Below are 16,175 nucleotides of genomic sequence, written 5' to 3' on the forward strand. Positions count from 1 at the left end.
AATTAAAATATTCAAGCCTAAGATCAATTAAACTACAGTAAGTTCCGGAAAAATAATATGACTTAAGACAAATACTAAAAATTCAGAACATCATTTAAAGCTTTATCCGTTAGGGTATGGTCAAAATTACTTTGATATCTTACGGTAGTAGCTATATCAGAATGACGATATAATTTTTGCAACATTTGTACGGGTATTTTAGAACCTGAAATATTACCAAAACTATGACGTGCGATATGGAAGGTAAGTTTTTTCTCAATTTTAGCTAGCTTTGCAATCTTTTTAAGGTTTTTATTAACGTATGTATTGTGATTATGTAAAGCCCTATGAATAGCTTCGTCGTTATCAAAATCACATTTTCTTAAAAATGGAAAAATTAAACCCTTATTATCTTCTTTGTATAGCTCATATTTTTCTAGAATAGCAATCACCTTGATAGGAAGTTCTAATGAATCTAATTTTTGATTTTTACGCATGGCATAATATAACCTTCCATCTCGTATCGCATCCCATCGCATAGTCAATACATCGCTAAAGCGAATTCCCGCCAAATAAAATGAAAATAAAAAAGCATTACGGGTATGATTTAAAGAAGAATCTTCTGGTAGTTCTAATTCTTCCAGGTCTTTTATTTCTTCTATGTTTAGACCTATTTTTTCAGCGTTAGGCGTTTTTAAGGTAAACTTACCCCTGCCAAATGGATAGTGCTTCTGTTCTACTTCATTTAATCGTATGGCTTTATTATACATTACGCGTATAAAGGAAAACATATTGTAGAGAGAATCCTGACCCAAGTTTTTTGCAACCAGATAAATTTCCAATTTCTTTAGAAGGGCTAGCGTAATTTGTTCAAAATATAAATCCTCATTTTTATTGAATTTTTTAAAGGAATTAAAGCTTCTAACATAATTACGATAGCTGGCATATTTTTTAAGTTGCTTTAACTCTTTTAAATGGGTTTCAGTTAATTCATAAAAGGTTTGCTGACCTACCCTATCCAGTTTAATCTTTCGGATGATCTGTTTTATATCAATATGCTCATTTTTTCTCCTACTTTCTAAGATCAAATTTTCGGCTAATGCTAGCTTATTAATAATTAAATTATTGATACTTTGATTTTGCGGATGCGAATTTTTTACCCTCAAAGTTTTAAAATTCCAATCTTTTTCTTTAATATAGGCGAGAAATATATACTTAGGTTTTCGATCATAAGTAATACGAAGTACAATAGGAAAAGTATCATCAGCTTTCTTCTTACTTTTATAAAGTAGTATTTTCGTCGTAATCATTATATATAGCTATACCAATTCTCTCCACAAATATAATACAAAAAGGTTAAACATAGGTTAAACAAATACGTGTACAAAACGATTGTAAATGAATTTTAATGAACTTTTACATAACATAAATCATTTAAAAACAATACTATACGTAATTTAGTGTATTTACAAGTTCGATTATGGGACAATGGTTAAGTATCCCTTTTATCCTAGTAGGCGTGTTCTTTTTGTTTTATAATCAGGTATTTAGGAAACGTGATGTTCAGGCGGTTTAAATAGAGGTTAATTTTTTATTATAATTCATAAAATTGGAAGGTTAGATGTATAATTCTAAAGACGAAAAAATACAAATCGTTAAATAATACAATCTGAAGTAAAATAGAGGTCATAATACGCATATCTAAATCCTCAAGCTACAATCAAACCCAAAAATTAAAAATAAAGATGACTACTAAGATAACACTCTTATGAAAAACTATATCCTAAGTGCTCTAAGCATTTTTATCTTTTCGTTGGGTTTTGCCCAACAAACTAAGGTGATCACTCAATCTGTAAAAATTTATGATTATACAGAACAAAATTTTATTGAAAAACAATTAAGAAATTGGCAACATAAGGATATTGTTTTAGATACCATTCCCGGTACCAGTATAGACAGACTATACCGGGAATTTGATTTAAACCTAAAAGATTCGATCATTGTAGCTATTATTGATAGTGGTATCGATATAGAACATGAAGATTTAAAAGGGCAGTTTTGGGTCAATACAAAAGAAATTGCTGGTAACGGTATTGATGATGATCAAAACGGATATATTGATGATATACACGGATGGAATTTTCTAGGTACTAAAAACGGACAGCAAACACTTTATGCGAGGAAAGAATTAGTCAGGATACTAAAAAACAAAAGGTATTTTAAAAATAAAGAGAAATTCCTAGCTAAAGCTGATACTACCTCAGTAGAAATGGCTCAAAATTATGAAAAACAAGTAAAAACCCTAAAGGAAGACTGGGACTATGTCACTGACATTGAAAACGACTATAAAAAAATTAGAAAAGATTTAAAATCGTACTTCCCCAACCAAAGATATAACATGGAAGCTTTAAAAGATATTGACACCATAAAGCATCCTGAATTATCTTATTCGGTTAGAAAACTGGATTATTACCTTACTTATGATGCGACCCTTGAATGGATGTCTGATTATAAAGAATACCTTCAGGTCATAGAAGATTACAAACTCAATCCTAAATTTCAAGACAGAAAAGATATTGGCGATGATATTTCGGACATAAATGATAGAAACTATGGTAACCCAATCATAACCCCTAAAAATCGTAAAGAATTACATGGTACTGCGGTTGCTAGTTTAATTGCCGCCCGTAGGAATAATGACATCGGAATGAACGGTGTTTTAAATAACGTCAAATTAATGGTTTTAAGAGCCGTTCCTTCTGGAGATGAATATGATAAGGACATAGCGCTAGCCATTAGATATGCAGTTGATAACGGAGCAAGAATAATCAATATGAGTTTTGGGAAAAGCTACTCCTCTTATCCTCAAATGTTAAAAGAAGCAATTACGTATGCTTCTACAAAAGATGTGCTATTAGTACATGCGGCAGGAAATGATAGTAATAATGTAGACACTATTACTTTCTATCCTCTAGATTATTCAAATGAAGGTCGAAACTCTAAAAAGAATGAGTTTGTCGATAATTTCGTAAATGTAGGTGCGATTCATTATAAATTAAACGAAAAATTATCCGCTTATTTTTCAAATTATGGTAAAGGAGATGTAGATATTTTTGCACCCGGACATTTTTTAAATTTAGCATTACCTGATAACGCTTATTCTACGGATAGTGGCACTTCATTTGCAGCACCTGTTGTCGCTGGTATCGCAGCGATCCTTCGCAGTCAATATCCTGCATTGTCCGCTGCCCAGACAAAACAAATTTTACTTTCATCAGGTATCACTTATGATCTACTAGTAAGACCTCCGGGGGGTGAACAAGAAGAAAGAGTCCCATTTTCTTCTTTATCCAAATCAGGTAATGTTGTAAATGCTTATAACGCATTTGTGATGGCAAAGGAAATGTTGAAAGAGTAATGACGAGACAATCTTAAAATTACCTTTAAAATGTTATAACATAGTACTAACTTTATGTAATAAACATAAAGCTTAATGGAAACTAAAATAGGAAAAATAGGAAATTCTTATGGTATTATTTTACCTGCTCATATGCGAAAAATAGCAGAAATTAATGAAAAGGTACACGTTCATACGGATGGTAGAAAAATTGTGATTACTGCTCCTTTAAACAGCACTATTAAAAAATGGCCAACTAGAGTAAATGTTACTATAAAAAATAAGTCCGGTCAGGTAGCTTTAGATCAAATACGTTGCATTGATAAAAGAAGAATTAAAGACTATTTGGAAACTTTTACATCCAAAGAAGTCAAAGAAGTAAATAATACTCTTCTTGAAATCTTTAAATAATAAAAACAAATAATAGCTCCCTGCCACATACCTAAACCAATCAAGTTTATAGATATACCTGCTAGAGTTAATAATTTTTAAGATATTTGCAAACTAGTGTGTCCAATAGAAAGAATTGAGCTATGAAAAAACAATCAAAACCCGTTCAAACCAAACCCGAATTTATTTTTGGAAAAAAGAACTATGTAGTGATGGGGATAGGTCTTGCGGTAATTGCTTTTGGTTTTATTTTAATGGCCGGGGGCGGTAGTGACGATCCTAATGTGTTTAATCCGGCAATCTACAATTTTAGAAGAATTCGATTGGCACCTACCATTGTTTTAATTGGCTTTGGAATTGAAGTATATGCCATTCTACTAAATCCGGATAAAAAGAAGTAAGTTTACTTTCTAAATTTTTCTTCCTTATAAAATTTCTCTAGGAAATCATAACAAACCAATTCGTAAAATCGCTGTTTGGAACGAAAGGCCCGGTTTACTAACATGTGTATATAACTGGAAATTAGGGAATTTTTTAAAACTTCTTCAGGATGGTTTTTTAAATTTTCTTCAATTTGATAAACTATCGGCTTCATTTCTTTAATGTATTCAGCATTTATAGTACAAAGTAGCTCTTCTTCCACTGAAGTAGCTTTGTCATGGAGAATAGCTTTACATTTTGTTTTTAATTTTCGGTATTTAGTATCTAATTGTTTGGTTAACCTTTTATCAGCCTGAAATTCTTTTTTATAACCCGCTACATTTTGAGTACAAAGTTTTAATTTCTTATCCGGAGAATAGGTAAAAAGATTAAGTAAACTATTGATTAACTTAATTACCAGAAAAAAATAATCTTCTTCATTATTAATTTCGCGAATTGCCTTTAATATTACTTCGCTTTCTTTATAAAAAAGCAACTCAGATGCTTCGATATTAAATTTTGAGTAGCGTTCTAACTCTCGTTGATAGGTATCTATTTGGATTTTATGTACTATCTCATGTTCTACATAAGATAGTATCAGCGACTGTACAGTCGTCATTACTTTTTCTAAAAAATTATTGTTCGTTAAACGAAATCGAACGCGAATATGCGTATCCGGGTCAGCGTACCGGATAAAAAACCAGCGATCGATCCAATCTTGTGCCAAAGCTTGATCACTAATAACCGAAACCATTTCATTTAAAATCATATCAGATGACCTCGCACCGCAATAGATTTTATAATAAAGCCATGAATCCCCAGGAATAAAAGTTCGTTGTATTTCGTTTGTCATTACTATTTAATTGTTACTGGTATGATCCATATTTTTATAAAGCGAAATAATAATCTGATTGGTAAAAGGTTTTTTCTCTTTATTTTGCACCACACAATGTTCCGGAAGGGACAGAAATTCTTCAAAATAACAAGTATTCCTGTTTTTAACAGTATCCCAAAGCATATGTAAACAAGTCGAATTATCCGAATCTATTAACAACGTATTATCTCCATCTACCAGCGAGAAATATTGAGGAATTTGCCATTGCTTTTTCCATTCAGTAAAAGCCTGCTGATCTTCGTTTATTTTAGTAAAATTTGGTTTTATATCCTTCACTCGAAATTTCCATTGTGCTTTCGAAATAATAAAGTCACGGTAACAAACACGTGGGAGAAACGTATTTTCTTCTAAAAATGACCCCCAATTAAAACCTACCGAAGAACGTTTGTTTTGATTTTGCAAGTCACAAACAAACTGATAAATGGGCAATGCATTGTAGCTGTAATTATGGGCGTTACTTAACCTGGGTTTTACCTCTTTGTTTAATTTTTTGGAACGTAATACAATACGATTGTTCTTTACAGAAATTAGCAGATCCTCGACAAGTATCTGTTGATCCACGGGTAAACTAGACTTCGCGAGATAAGGGATTTCATAATCTCGGTTTACTTCCCTTTTTAAAATATTCCCGGTTCGGGATTGCGGTAAATGGATAATTTCGGCTAGAATACATTCTTTATCATTATTTTCTTCGATACTTACAATCTTATTTACTTGTTCCCTAATTTCAGGATGACCGGTAGTAAACCTTCCCAATAAATTTGCAGCCGAACTCCCCCCGATCGAAGATAAAAACATACGTTCTTCCCCGTTAATCTTTAACAAAGTACCCATGGCAGACATGGTGTCCGGCAGATCATCATAATGCTCAGGAAAAGAAGCAATATCTTCAGCTAAAATTTCGATCTGATAGGTATTTTTACTTTCTTTTAGTTTTTTCTCAAGAATTTCCTGGAAAGTACTTTTTGTATAGCTTTTTTGTTCTGAATAACGTATGGGAATGTTAAGATCATCTAAAAAAGGGGTAGTATCTGAAGCTTCCTGGTTTTGTAAATAACCAATACCTACCTCCGTATCTAAAGCAGTAGTCAATGGAACTTCCCGCGTTTCGTATCGCTTCACAAACGCATTTCTAAAAATATCCAGATTGGTTTCTCTAGGTGCCGGGGTAATTTTACTAAAAAAGGCTAGTAATTTGGCGGTTTTATACCCCCATTTTTTAGCTATTGACTTTTTAGTTACTACTGGATAAAGGTCGGTTTGCAGTTTATATTTATGATCCGTTTTTATTTGTAGGGTATCAATGAGATTGAGTAAATCCGAATAAATCGCTACTGAATTACTTACAACATGATCGATTTTAGAAAGTTCCTGGATAAATCTGCTTAATGTTTTCGTTATCAAATTAGCAGGGACAATATCTTGAAGTATATTCTTTACACCAGTTAATAAATCCGAACCCGTTAAAGCAGGCTCCAATTCGCTAACTAAAATCTGATTACTAATTAACTGATCTATAAATTCTGTGGCTACTTCTTCTGAAATATCAGGATCTTTACATAATAGTTTAACTAGAGTTTGTAAACTTGTTCCTTTTTTAGCAACATCTAAAATCTTGGATACATATTCTGAGTCATAAATAGCTTCAATAGCATGTTCTCGATCCGCCTTCTCATTATAAGAGTATTCTACGTAGCGATATTGGGAACCAATCCGGTATAAACTGGAGTTTGGGAACCATTGTAACCGTTTTTTAATAGCTACGTCTTCCGCTAATTTTTGCGATAAGCTGACCAAAAGGTTCATGTCCAGACGGGTTTGCCGCCGATATTCCTTACTAAAACCCAACTCCATTTGGGTACTTTTATCAAAAGAAATCATACTACATCCCGCAAAAAGCCCGAAGGGAGTACAACGTGAAGTACTCCGGGTGATATATTTTAAAATGGCATAGCGCAATTTATCTGATTCCTTTTTAGAAAAGGTAGTAGTAGCATCGTTCCATCTTTTCCATTGTTCATACAAGGCAGGAGAAGCAATAAACAGTGCCTCTTTAAAAATGGTATTATTCCAAAATTCAGCAAGAAAATCTCTGTTGACACCTTCATTTTCAAAAAACTCTATATAAAGGCTAATCGGAAAAACTGGAGTACGTAGACAAGCCTTTTCTAAAAAAAGGTAGGGGTTTTCAGGTTTCAAAAAGTTACGGTTTGCGTAGTTAAGTTGCAAATATAAAGGATTCTATAGAATTCTAGCGTACGTATATGCATCAGATACGTGGTTATACTTGTAAAAAGCCATTTTCAGAATTAGTATCTTTAACCCATAATTTATGTTTTATGCATATACCGCCGGGTAAAAAAATATATTTTGCCTCTGATCAACACTTGGGTGCACCTACTAAAGAAGAAAGCAGGATTCGGGAACGTCACTTTATCAATTGGCTGGATCAAATAAAAGCAGATACTGCGGTACTTTTTCTATTGGGTGATCTTTTTGACTTTTGGTTTGAATACCAAACCGTAGTCCCTAAAGGATTTACCCGGACTTTAGGAAAATTAGCAGAATTTACAGATCAGGGGATCCCGGTACATTATTTTGTAGGAAATCACGATTTATGGATGAGTGGCTACTTTGAAGAAGAATTAGGAATTCCTGTTTATCACCAACCTAAAGAATTTACTTTTAACGGCACTACTTTTTTTATAGGTCATGGAGATGGTCTTGGACCTGGTGATAAAGGTTATAAACGAATGAAAAAGGTGTTTACCAATCCGATAGCCAAATGGTTTTTCGGATGGTTGCATCCCGATCTGGGGGTAAAACTGGCTCAATATTTATCGGTAAAAAATAAGCTTATTTCCGGAGATGAAGACATTACATTCTTAGGGGAAGATAACGAGTGGTTGGTACAATACTGCAAGAAAAAACTACAACAGAAAAAAAGGGATCACTTTATTTTTGGTCATCGGCATCTACCGCTACAGATACCACTTGGGCAAAACGCTGTATATACTAATTTAGGTGACTGGATTATACATTATACGTATGCAAGTTTTGATGGTCAAACTTTACAATTAGAGAAGTATCATACACAAGCCTAGCTTAATCTGTTAGAATAATATAAATGACGAGTTGATTGTAGTTATAATAAACTCGTGGGCATTACAAAATCCTATTTTTATACTCGTATAAAATAAAAAACCACCCTTTCAGGTGGTTTTTGTGGAGCATATCGGAGTCGAACCGATGACCTCTACGCTGCCAGCGTAGCGCTCTAGCCAGCTGAGCTAATGCCCCCAGGGATAAAGCTTTTTTAATTTCCGGTCAAAAATACAAGAATATTATTAACAACTGCTAAATTCTTTACAAAATCTATCTGTTCCTTTAGCATTTTTTATAGCTAAATGAATATTGAATGGCATAGAAGATTTATAAAGAAAAAAATTGAAGATCAAGGCAAAAAACGCAGGCATAGTCATAGCTAAGGCGAGGCTTTTTAACGCAGAGATTCAGGTTTTTTCTATGAAAAATCCTATTATTTGATGTTGATTTAGCTATATCTTTGAGCCATGATTAGAAAAGCAATCGAATCTGATATTGATATGATCCACCGATTAACGCAATCTTGTGCGAAAGCAATGATTGCAAAGGGTATTTATCAGTGGAACGAGCATTACCCTACCCGATCCCGATTTGAAAAAGATATAGCTTTAGGAGAACTGTACCTTCTGGAAGAAAACCATATGATTAAAGGAATTATCGTCATTACTCCCACCATGGATGAGGAGTATATTCCCATACAGTGGTTGACTTCTTCGGATGAAAATATATATATTCATCGATTGGCAGTACACCCCGAGTATTGGCATAACGGATACGCCCGAAAACTCATGGACTTTGCCGAAACCTACGCTCAGGAACAAAACTATCCATCTGTCCGCTTAGATACCTTTAGTAAAAACAAGCGAAACCATACATTTTATGAAAATCGCGGGTATCAACGATTAGGAAATATTTTTTTTCCAAAACAAAGTGAATTTCCATTTTACTGCTACGAACTGGTATTTTGAAAACGAATATTTCTTTTAAACAGATCAACAAACTGGCCGTTCCTGCCATTATCGCCGGGATCGCTGAACCTTTGCTTTCCATAACAGATACGGCAATTGTGGGTAATATAAAAGAATTCGGAACAGAATCCCTGGCAGCTGTAGGTATCGTAGGTTCTTTTTTATCCGCACTTATTTGGATTTTGGGTCAGACCCGAAGCGCTATTTCAACCATTATATCTCAATACCTGGGTGCTGATAAAATAGAAGAAGTAAGGACCTTGCCAGCGCAAGCCATATTTTTAAACCTGGTATTAAGTGTCTTTTTGCTTGGCACCACCTTGTCTTTTGCTGAAACCATTTTTACCCTATATAACGCTTCTGATAAAATATTGGAGTTCTGTAAACTGTATTACGGCATTCGGGTATGGGGGTTTCCATTGACCTTATTCACATTTGCCGTTTTTGGAATTTTTAGGGGTTTACAAAATACGTTTTGGCCTATGGTCGTAGCAATTTTTGGGGCTTTACTTAATATTGTTTTGGATATTTTATTAGTGTACGGAGTTGAAGACTTTATTTCTCCTATGGGTATTGCCGGTGCCGCCTGGGCCAGTCTTTTATCACAACTGCTGATGGCAATCATCGCCGGAGTACTTCTGGTGGTAAAAACCTCGATTTCCTTACGATTGACCCTTCCTTTTCATAAAGAACTACGCACGTTGATCTTTATGAGTCTAAACCTCTTTTTACGTTCTATTGCCCTCAATATCGCATTATACCTTGCTACTGCGTATGCTACGGATTACGGGCCTGAATATATCGCCGCCTATACGATTGCCATGAACATCTGGTTGTTTGCTGCTTTTTTTATCGATGGGTACGGAGCCGCAGGAAATATTATGGGCGGACGGTTATACGGTGCAAAAAAGTATCAAGAACTCTGGGAACTTAGCAAAAAAGTTTCGTTATATAGTATTTTGGTGAGTTTAGGATTAGCCCTGATCGGTTTCATTTTTTATTATTCCACAGGTACGTTGTTTACCCAGGAGGAAGAGGTATTGCACCAATTTTATGCTGTCTTTTTTATCGTCCTTTTGGCACAACCCATTAACGGCTTTGCTTTTGTATTTGATGGGATCTTTAAAGGTTTGGGGTTTATGAAATATTTACGAAATGTCTTAATGGGAGCTACTTTTTTAGGATTTATCCCTACCTTATTGATCTGTGACTATTTTGGGTTAAAATTATACGGAATCTGGATTGCCTTTGTCGTTTGGGCTATCTTTAGAGGAGTTGCTTTAACCATTAAGTTCAGAAGAACTTTTTTACCTTTACTCCCTACTGAATCCTAAACTCATGACAATACAAAGAACTAACGGAAGTTTATACACACATATTGAAAACCGAATTGCAACTATAGAGTTTGGACATCCGGCCAGTAATGCTTTACCTGGCGAACTCCTAAATAGAATGGCAGATACTTTCCGTGAATTGTCTAGAAATGATCAGGTGCGTGTTATTATCCTCAAATCCGAAGGGGAACGTGCTTTCTGTGCCGGAGCATCTTTTGACGAACTTATGAGCATAAGTAACCAAGAAGAAGGAACCCTGTTTTTTTCAGGTTTTGCAAAGGTTATTAATGCAATGCGAACTTGTACAAAACCCATTATCGGAAGAATCCAGGGAAAAACTGTGGGTGGTGGCGTTGGATTAGCTGCTGCCTGCGATTATTGTCTGGCTACAGAAGCTGCTGCTATTAAACTAAGTGAATTAACTATTGGCATTGGACCCTTTGTTATTGAACCTGCCGTTTCCCGAAAAATCGGATTAGCCGCTTTTGAAGCCTTATCTTGGAAAGCCACAGATTGGCAAAACGCCTATTGGGCCAAAGAAAAAGGATTGTACGCTCAGGTTTTTGAAAAAATTTCAGAAGTAGATAAAGAAGTTCAATTTTTAGCGGAAAAAATTGCAAGCTACCACTCAAATGCTGTCAAAGCATTAAAGAAAATTACCTGGCAAGGTACGGATCATTGGGATACCCTTTTACAAGAACGGGCAAAAATCTCCGGAGCCTTAGTGCTTTCTGAGTTTACAAAAGAAAAGTTGAAATCTTTTAAAAAGTAAATAACCGTAAGAAACTGCGTACTAATTTCGTTATTTTAAATAAAAAATATGGACATATTAAATTTTTTAGGAGGAAACGGTCTTTTCTTAATTTTAGGAATCGTATTGGTTGTTATTTATTTTATTAATAAAAGAAAACGACGCTAATCTTCGTTACTTTTGTTAAAAGTTAAGTCATACGATGAGTAAGATTAGGATTACCAAGCAGTTTTCATTTGAAACCGGACATGCCCTTTATGGATATGATGGTAAATGTAAAAATGTACATGGACATAGTTATAAACTAGCCGTTACAGTAATTGGAACGCCTATTACCGACACTAATCATGTTAAACTAGGAATGGTTATTGACTTCGGGGATTTAAAAAAAATCGTAAAAGAAGAAATCGAAAGCGTATTTGACCATGCTACCGTATTTAATAAAAATACCCCTCATGTGGAGTTGGCTAAAGAACTTGCAGATAGAGGACATAACGTAATTCTGGTTGATTACCAGCCAACCAGCGAAAATATGGTCATTGATTTTGCGAATAAAATAAAAGCACGCCTTCCTAAGAATATAACGTTATTTTCTCTAAAGTTACAGGAAACTGAAACCTCTTTTGCAGAATGGTTTGCCAGTGATAATTTGTAATCTTGGTCAAAAGATATGTATTACTGGAAATTAAAGATTTATTGGAGATAAACATAAAACAAAAGCAGTGTTGAATTTGGAATAGTAGCGACAGGACATGACTGAAGCTAATCTTACCTTCTTGCTTCATACAGTAAGATTCTAAAGAATAATTAAAAAAGTGATATTTTTGAAACATGAGGATTGATGATCAAAATATACGTCTGATAAAAAACCTTTGTAAAAACTACAAAGTAAAAACACTCTCGCTTTTTGGTTCTGCTACAAGAGAAGATTTTAACAATGAATCAGATATAGATTTTATCGTAGATTTTAATGAAAATGACCCATTTAAATATGCCGACTTATATTTTGACCTAAAGGATCAACTTGAAGATTTACTCAAACGAAAGATTGATTTAATAGAAATCAGAGCAATACAAAATAAGTTCTTTAAAAAAGAACTTGAAGAAACTAAGATCTTGCTATATGGACAATAAGATCCATACCTGGCTTGAAGATATTGACAGGTGTATCAACGAGATTTTCGATTTTCTACCGGAAGAATGCAATTTTTTAGTTTACAAAGATGATTTAAAAACGAAAAAAGCGGTTGAAAGAAATCTTGAAATAATTGGCGAGGCAATTAACAGAATTTCAAAATATAAATATTGCAATATACAAATTGGTAATGCCGAAAAGATAATTGGAACCAGAAATAGAATAGCTCATGAGTACGATGCAATTTCTGATGAAATTATTTGGACGATTATAATTAGAGAGCTTCCAAAGTTACAACAGGAGATAGTCCTACTAAGGAAAAAATACTAGTTACAGCACAATTTAAAGAATTTTTGTTCAAAAATAGATCTCAGCAGGCGCAATTAATACTAACACGACTACCTACTTTACATTAACCTGTGACTCGCCTTTAGGAAAGGTTTTTCTGGGTCAAGAAGCGGGAGCTACTATTCAGTTTAGAAATCAACGGATTAAGATTACGAATGTTTATTAATTTCACATTGTATATAAACGGTTTTCTTGCAATTACTTTAGTATAAAAAGATGGTTTTAAATACTTTTGCATTCCATAAGCAAACTCACTATGTTAAAATTTATAATTCCATTTTCATCTGTATTTCTATGGGTAAGTTGTAAAACTACCGCTCCGAAGGTAGAACCTAGAAGAGATCAGATTACTTACGAACAATTTACTGCTGATCAACAATTTTACAGAACTAAGGATGGAGTTATTAAATATATTGATAAAGGAGAAGGACCGGTTGTAGTTTTATTGCATGGCGTACCTACTTCCGGTTGGCTATTCAGAAAAATGATGTATCCGTTAATTGCCGGGGGAAACCGGGTTATCATTCCGGATATGTTAGGTTTTGGTAATAGCGACTCCCCGGAAGGTTATGAAATATACGACGAAGTACATCATGCCAAACGCTTAATAGCACTAATGGAACATCTGGAAATTGATAGTTGGAACCAGGTAGTACATGGTACGGGAGGTTTGTGGACCTGTGAACTTTTAAAACAAGCTCCGGAAAAAATTGATAAATTGGTGTTATTGAATTCTGTGATATATGATAAGGGATATTATCCTTTTTTATGTTACAAACCCGGAAGTACGGCTAGATCTAAAATGTGGGCTTTAAGTAATGGTATACAAACCAATGCATTCTTAAAAAAGTTATTTGATAGAGGCTTGCAGGTTAATAATCTTAATGAAACGGATTTAAAGGGGTATGCTCAACCTTTGTTAAAAAGAAAAACAAGGGCTATGTACTATTACTATACAAAAACCTGTAGTAATCTACCTGATTATACAGAAACGCTTACTTCCTTAAATATTCCTACCATCGCAATTTGGGGAACCCATGATATTGTGACCCAGTGGTCGCCACAACAATTTTCAATCATGGATGCTTTCAACTTAAACAAATCAGATGTATTCTTGATAGATGAAAGACATTTTATACCAGAAACAAAACCCCGGGAAATTACCTATAAAATTTTAAACTTCTTATAGTTTTAGTTAGTATGAATATTCCTAAGAAGTTGTGAAATGGTTACTTTATCAACAGTATGAACCAGTAAATCATCAATGTCTTTCAACTCGTTTTTACTGACTGCCAAATCAATTTTAGAAGATGGGGTCTTAAGTAGATAAGATTTACAATTATCGTTACCACATTCACTACATGTTGAAGACAACAAAGACTGTTGGCATTGAGATGAAAATAAAAACAATTCAGAAGTATTTAGTAAAAAACCTACGTCTTTAAAAATCACCTGAATTTTACTTTTGTTTGTACAAGCCTTCCAATAAAAAGCCATTCCAATATTATTTTTATAAATAAGATCAATTTCTTCCATTTGAAAAGTATTTGTTCAAATATACATTTTATTTAGATTTAGTCTAAATAAATGAATTATAAAATTGACTTAATATCTTTTACTTTTAGTTGAAGGGTAATCTCATCGTTCCATTCATTTTCATCAATGGTATAAGCAATAGAACATGAACATTGATTTTCTATAAAATCGCATTTCGACCCTAAATTAAACCCGATTGCATTAAAACGACTATTTCTTTTTACAAATGTTGCTTTTAAATGTTTTGAATCAGATCCCACACATTTACCATATCCGGTATCTTTAACACCCTCCGTCATAAAAACCGGCATCATATTACCGGGGCCAAATGGTGCAAATTGCTTTAGAATACGGTGTAGTTTAGGCGTGATTTCAGAAAATTCTAATGTATTATCAATGATAATTTCAGGTTCTTTTAGGTTAGTAGATAACGTATTTAAAACTACTTCTTCAAATTTATTTTTAAAATCTTGATATTGGTGTTCATATAGAGTTAATCCCGCGGCATATTTATGTCCTCCGAATTGTTCCAAATGATCTGCACATTGTTGTAAAGCTTTGTAGACATCAAAACCTTTAACTGACCGTACTGAAGCTGCTAGTTTATCTCCGCTTTTAGTAAAAACAACCGTAGGTCGATAGTAGGTTTCTGTTAATCGGGAAGCTACAATACCAATAACCCCCTTATGCCATGCTTTGTGATACACTACGGTGGATGCATTTGCTTCTTCATTATTTTCTATAATTTGGGTCAAAGCCTCTACAGTCGTGTGCTGATCCGTAACACGCCGGTCACTATTAAAATGTTCGATTTCTTGTGCATACTGCCTTGCAGTTTCCGGATGTTCTTCTTTTAAAAGCATGACTGCATGCTGACCGTGTTTCATACGTCCGGCAGCATTAATTCGTGGGGCAATGATAAAAACCACATCAGTAATAGTGAGTTCTTCTTTCTTTACCGAACTTAAAAGTGCTTTAAAGCCTATTCTGGGTTTTGTATTTAGTAACCTTAATCCATGATAGGTCAAAATCCTATTTTCACCGGTCATAGGTACAATATCCGCAGCAATAGCAGTTGCAACCAAATCCAGGTAAGGAATCAAATTTGAAAAAGGTTCTTGTAAATAAAAGGTGATGGCCTGAATCAGCTTAAAACCTACTCCGCAACCACATAATTCTTTATAGGGGTACGGACAATCTTCTCTTTTAGGATCTAACACAGCAATAGCATCAGGAATTTTAGCGCCGGGACGATGATGGTCACAAATAATAAAGTCAATGTCTTTTTCTTTTGCGTAAATTACTTTGTCAATAGCTTTAATCCCGCAGTCTAAAGTAATAATTAGGCTTATATCATTATCCGAAGCATAATCGATCCCCTGATAAGAAACTCCGTAACCTTCCTGATACCGGTCTGGTATATAGGTGGTAATTAAAGAAGATTTGGTTTCTAAAAATGAAGACAGCAGGGCTACTGAGGTAGTTCCATCTACATCATAATCACCGTATACTAATATTCTTTCTTTATTTTGCAAAGCTTCCACGATACGATCTACTGCTTTTTGCATATCCTTCATTAAAAAAGGATCGTGCAGATCTTTTAAGTCCGGACGAAAAAAGGCTTTAGCTTCTTCAAAAGTTTTGATGTCACGTTGCACTAATAAACGGCTGATCTGATCCGGAACTCCCAGGGCTTTAGAAAGATGTTGTACCTCATTAAGATTGGGTTGTGGTTTTATAGTCCACCTCATAGAACAGGATAAAATATTAGTATGATTGCGATACAAAATTACCGTTTTTCTTAGAATTTAAGGTATTATTAACTTTTATTAGAAGTTAATTAGTACTGGTAAAGATTCAAGACCCACCTGCGGACGGGCAGGTCATTATCACTTTAAGAATCAGGAGTCAAGACTG

16 protein-coding genes and 1 tRNA gene are annotated in these 16,175 nt (G+C 34.2%); 11 read left to right on the forward strand and 6 right to left on the reverse strand.

The window, feature by feature from the left end:
- Positions 1-74: 74 nt before the first annotated feature.
- Positions 75-1,289 (reverse strand): site-specific integrase, encoded by a 1,215-nt coding sequence (locus NBT05_RS04445; RefSeq protein WP_265772249.1) that lies wholly within the window; start codon positions 1,287-1,289, stop codon positions 75-77.
- A gap of 458 nt (positions 1,290-1,747) precedes the next feature.
- Between NBT05_RS04445 and NBT05_RS04450 the strand changes: the two genes are divergently transcribed.
- From NBT05_RS04450 to NBT05_RS04460, 3 genes are all read left to right on the forward strand, one after another.
- Positions 1,748-3,397: a S8 family serine peptidase gene (locus NBT05_RS04450; protein ID WP_265772251.1), complete on the forward strand. Its 1,650-nt coding sequence runs from the start codon at positions 1,748-1,750 to the stop codon at positions 3,395-3,397.
- 75 nt (positions 3,398-3,472) lie between these two features.
- Positions 3,473-3,787 carry a type II toxin-antitoxin system PemK/MazF family toxin gene (locus tag NBT05_RS04455; RefSeq protein ID WP_265772252.1) on the forward strand — a complete coding sequence of 105 codons (315 nt, stop codon included), beginning with the start codon at positions 3,473-3,475 and terminating at the stop codon, positions 3,785-3,787.
- A gap of 122 nt (positions 3,788-3,909) precedes the next feature.
- Complete coding sequence (locus tag NBT05_RS04460) at positions 3,910-4,167, forward strand: DUF3098 domain-containing protein (protein ID WP_265772253.1); 258 nt, start codon at positions 3,910-3,912, stop codon at positions 4,165-4,167.
- Between the two features lie 2 nt (positions 4,168-4,169).
- Here NBT05_RS04460 and NBT05_RS04465 read toward each other — a convergent pair whose 3' ends face one another.
- Together NBT05_RS04465 and NBT05_RS04470 are read right to left on the reverse strand one after the other, a co-directional pair.
- Positions 4,170-5,039 (reverse strand): thiopeptide-type bacteriocin biosynthesis protein, encoded by an 870-nt coding sequence (locus NBT05_RS04465; RefSeq protein ID WP_265772254.1) that lies wholly within the window; start codon positions 5,037-5,039, stop codon positions 4,170-4,172.
- A gap of 6 nt (positions 5,040-5,045) precedes the next feature.
- Positions 5,046-7,280, reverse strand: a complete 2,235-nt coding sequence (locus NBT05_RS04470; protein ID WP_265772255.1) for a lantibiotic dehydratase family protein — start codon at positions 7,278-7,280, stop codon at positions 5,046-5,048.
- Between the two features lie 140 nt (positions 7,281-7,420).
- Between NBT05_RS04470 and NBT05_RS04475 the strand changes: the two genes are divergently transcribed.
- On the forward strand, positions 7,421-8,185 hold the full coding sequence (locus NBT05_RS04475) for a UDP-2,3-diacylglucosamine diphosphatase (RefSeq protein WP_265773208.1): 765 nt from the start codon (positions 7,421-7,423) through the stop codon (positions 8,183-8,185).
- A gap of 122 nt (positions 8,186-8,307) precedes the next feature.
- On the opposite strand, the gene NBT05_RS04480 is transcribed toward NBT05_RS04475, so the two are convergent.
- Positions 8,308-8,381: transfer RNA gene (locus tag NBT05_RS04480), tRNA-Ala, on the reverse strand.
- Between the two features lie 272 nt (positions 8,382-8,653).
- Between NBT05_RS04480 and NBT05_RS04485 the strand changes: the two genes are divergently transcribed.
- The 7 genes from NBT05_RS04485 to NBT05_RS04515 all read left to right on the forward strand — a co-directional run bounded on the left by NBT05_RS04485 (position 8,654) and on the right by NBT05_RS04515 (position 13,911).
- A complete protein-coding gene (locus NBT05_RS04485) occupies positions 8,654-9,154 on the forward strand; it encodes a GNAT family N-acetyltransferase (protein WP_265772256.1) in 501 nt (166 codons plus the stop codon).
- Positions 9,151-10,488 (forward strand): MATE family efflux transporter, encoded by a 1,338-nt coding sequence (locus tag NBT05_RS04490; protein ID WP_265772257.1) that lies wholly within the window; start codon positions 9,151-9,153, stop codon positions 10,486-10,488. The genes NBT05_RS04485 and NBT05_RS04490 overlap by 4 nt, the downstream gene beginning before the upstream one ends.
- A gap of 4 nt (positions 10,489-10,492) precedes the next feature.
- Complete coding sequence (locus NBT05_RS04495) at positions 10,493-11,260, forward strand: enoyl-CoA hydratase/isomerase family protein (RefSeq protein WP_265772258.1); 768 nt, start codon at positions 10,493-10,495, stop codon at positions 11,258-11,260.
- Positions 11,261-11,441: 181 nt separating this feature from the next.
- Positions 11,442-11,894: a 6-pyruvoyl trahydropterin synthase family protein gene (locus tag NBT05_RS04500; protein ID WP_265772259.1), complete on the forward strand. Its 453-nt coding sequence runs from the start codon at positions 11,442-11,444 to the stop codon at positions 11,892-11,894.
- A gap of 176 nt (positions 11,895-12,070) precedes the next feature.
- Positions 12,071-12,373 (forward strand): nucleotidyltransferase family protein, encoded by a 303-nt coding sequence (locus NBT05_RS04505; RefSeq protein ID WP_265772260.1) that lies wholly within the window; start codon positions 12,071-12,073, stop codon positions 12,371-12,373.
- Positions 12,363-12,704, forward strand: coding sequence for a DUF86 domain-containing protein (locus NBT05_RS04510; RefSeq protein ID WP_265772261.1), 342 nt, complete (start codon positions 12,363-12,365; stop codon positions 12,702-12,704). The genes NBT05_RS04505 and NBT05_RS04510 overlap by 11 nt, the downstream gene beginning before the upstream one ends.
- A 274-nt stretch (positions 12,705-12,978) precedes the next feature.
- Complete coding sequence (locus NBT05_RS04515; protein WP_265772262.1) at positions 12,979-13,911, forward strand: alpha/beta fold hydrolase; 933 nt, start codon at positions 12,979-12,981, stop codon at positions 13,909-13,911.
- Positions 13,912-13,913: 2 nt separating this feature from the next.
- On the opposite strand, the gene NBT05_RS04520 is transcribed toward NBT05_RS04515, so the two are convergent.
- A complete protein-coding gene (locus NBT05_RS04520; protein ID WP_265772263.1) occupies positions 13,914-14,258 on the reverse strand; it encodes a hypothetical protein in 345 nt (114 codons plus the stop codon).
- A 56-nt stretch (positions 14,259-14,314) separates the two neighbouring features.
- Complete coding sequence (gene recJ, locus NBT05_RS04525) at positions 14,315-16,009, reverse strand: single-stranded-DNA-specific exonuclease RecJ (protein WP_265772264.1); 1,695 nt, start codon at positions 16,007-16,009, stop codon at positions 14,315-14,317.
- Positions 16,010-16,175: the final 166 nt, after the last annotated feature.

The organism is Aquimarina sp. ERC-38 (assembly GCF_026222555.1).
Classification (GTDB): Bacteria; Bacteroidota; Bacteroidia; order Flavobacteriales; family Flavobacteriaceae; genus Aquimarina.

What these genes read in the sequence shown, in the direction of transcription:
- NBT05_RS04520 (WP_265772263.1), bottom strand. Translation starts at nt 14,258, where the DNA reads ATGGAAGAAATTGATCTTATTTATAAAAATAATATTGGAATGGCTTTT.
- recJ (WP_265772264.1), bottom strand. Translation starts at nt 16,009, where the DNA reads ATGAGGTGGACTATAAAACCACAACCCAATCTTAATGAGGTACAACAT.
- NBT05_RS04465 (WP_265772254.1), bottom strand. Translation starts at nt 5,039, where the DNA reads ATGACAAACGAAATACAACGAACTTTTATTCCTGGGGATTCATGGCTT.
- NBT05_RS04450 (WP_265772251.1), top strand. Translation starts at nt 1,748, where the DNA reads ATGAAAAACTATATCCTAAGTGCTCTAAGCATTTTTATCTTTTCGTTG.
- NBT05_RS04460 (WP_265772253.1), top strand. Translation starts at nt 3,910, where the DNA reads ATGAAAAAACAATCAAAACCCGTTCAAACCAAACCCGAATTTATTTTT.
- NBT05_RS04495 (WP_265772258.1), top strand. Translation starts at nt 10,493, where the DNA reads ATGACAATACAAAGAACTAACGGAAGTTTATACACACATATTGAAAAC.
- NBT05_RS04455 (WP_265772252.1), top strand. Translation starts at nt 3,473, where the DNA reads ATGGAAACTAAAATAGGAAAAATAGGAAATTCTTATGGTATTATTTTA.
- NBT05_RS04500 (WP_265772259.1), top strand. Translation starts at nt 11,442, where the DNA reads ATGAGTAAGATTAGGATTACCAAGCAGTTTTCATTTGAAACCGGACAT.
- NBT05_RS04505 (WP_265772260.1), top strand. Translation starts at nt 12,071, where the DNA reads ATGAGGATTGATGATCAAAATATACGTCTGATAAAAAACCTTTGTAAA.
- NBT05_RS04475 (WP_265773208.1), top strand. Translation starts at nt 7,421, where the DNA reads ATGCATATACCGCCGGGTAAAAAAATATATTTTGCCTCTGATCAACAC.
- NBT05_RS04510 (WP_265772261.1), top strand. Translation starts at nt 12,363, where the DNA reads ATGGACAATAAGATCCATACCTGGCTTGAAGATATTGACAGGTGTATC.
- NBT05_RS04445 (WP_265772249.1), bottom strand. Translation starts at nt 1,289, where the DNA reads ATGATTACGACGAAAATACTACTTTATAAAAGTAAGAAGAAAGCTGAT.
- NBT05_RS04485 (WP_265772256.1), top strand. Translation starts at nt 8,654, where the DNA reads ATGATTAGAAAAGCAATCGAATCTGATATTGATATGATCCACCGATTA.
- NBT05_RS04515 (WP_265772262.1), top strand. Translation starts at nt 12,979, where the DNA reads ATGTTAAAATTTATAATTCCATTTTCATCTGTATTTCTATGGGTAAGT.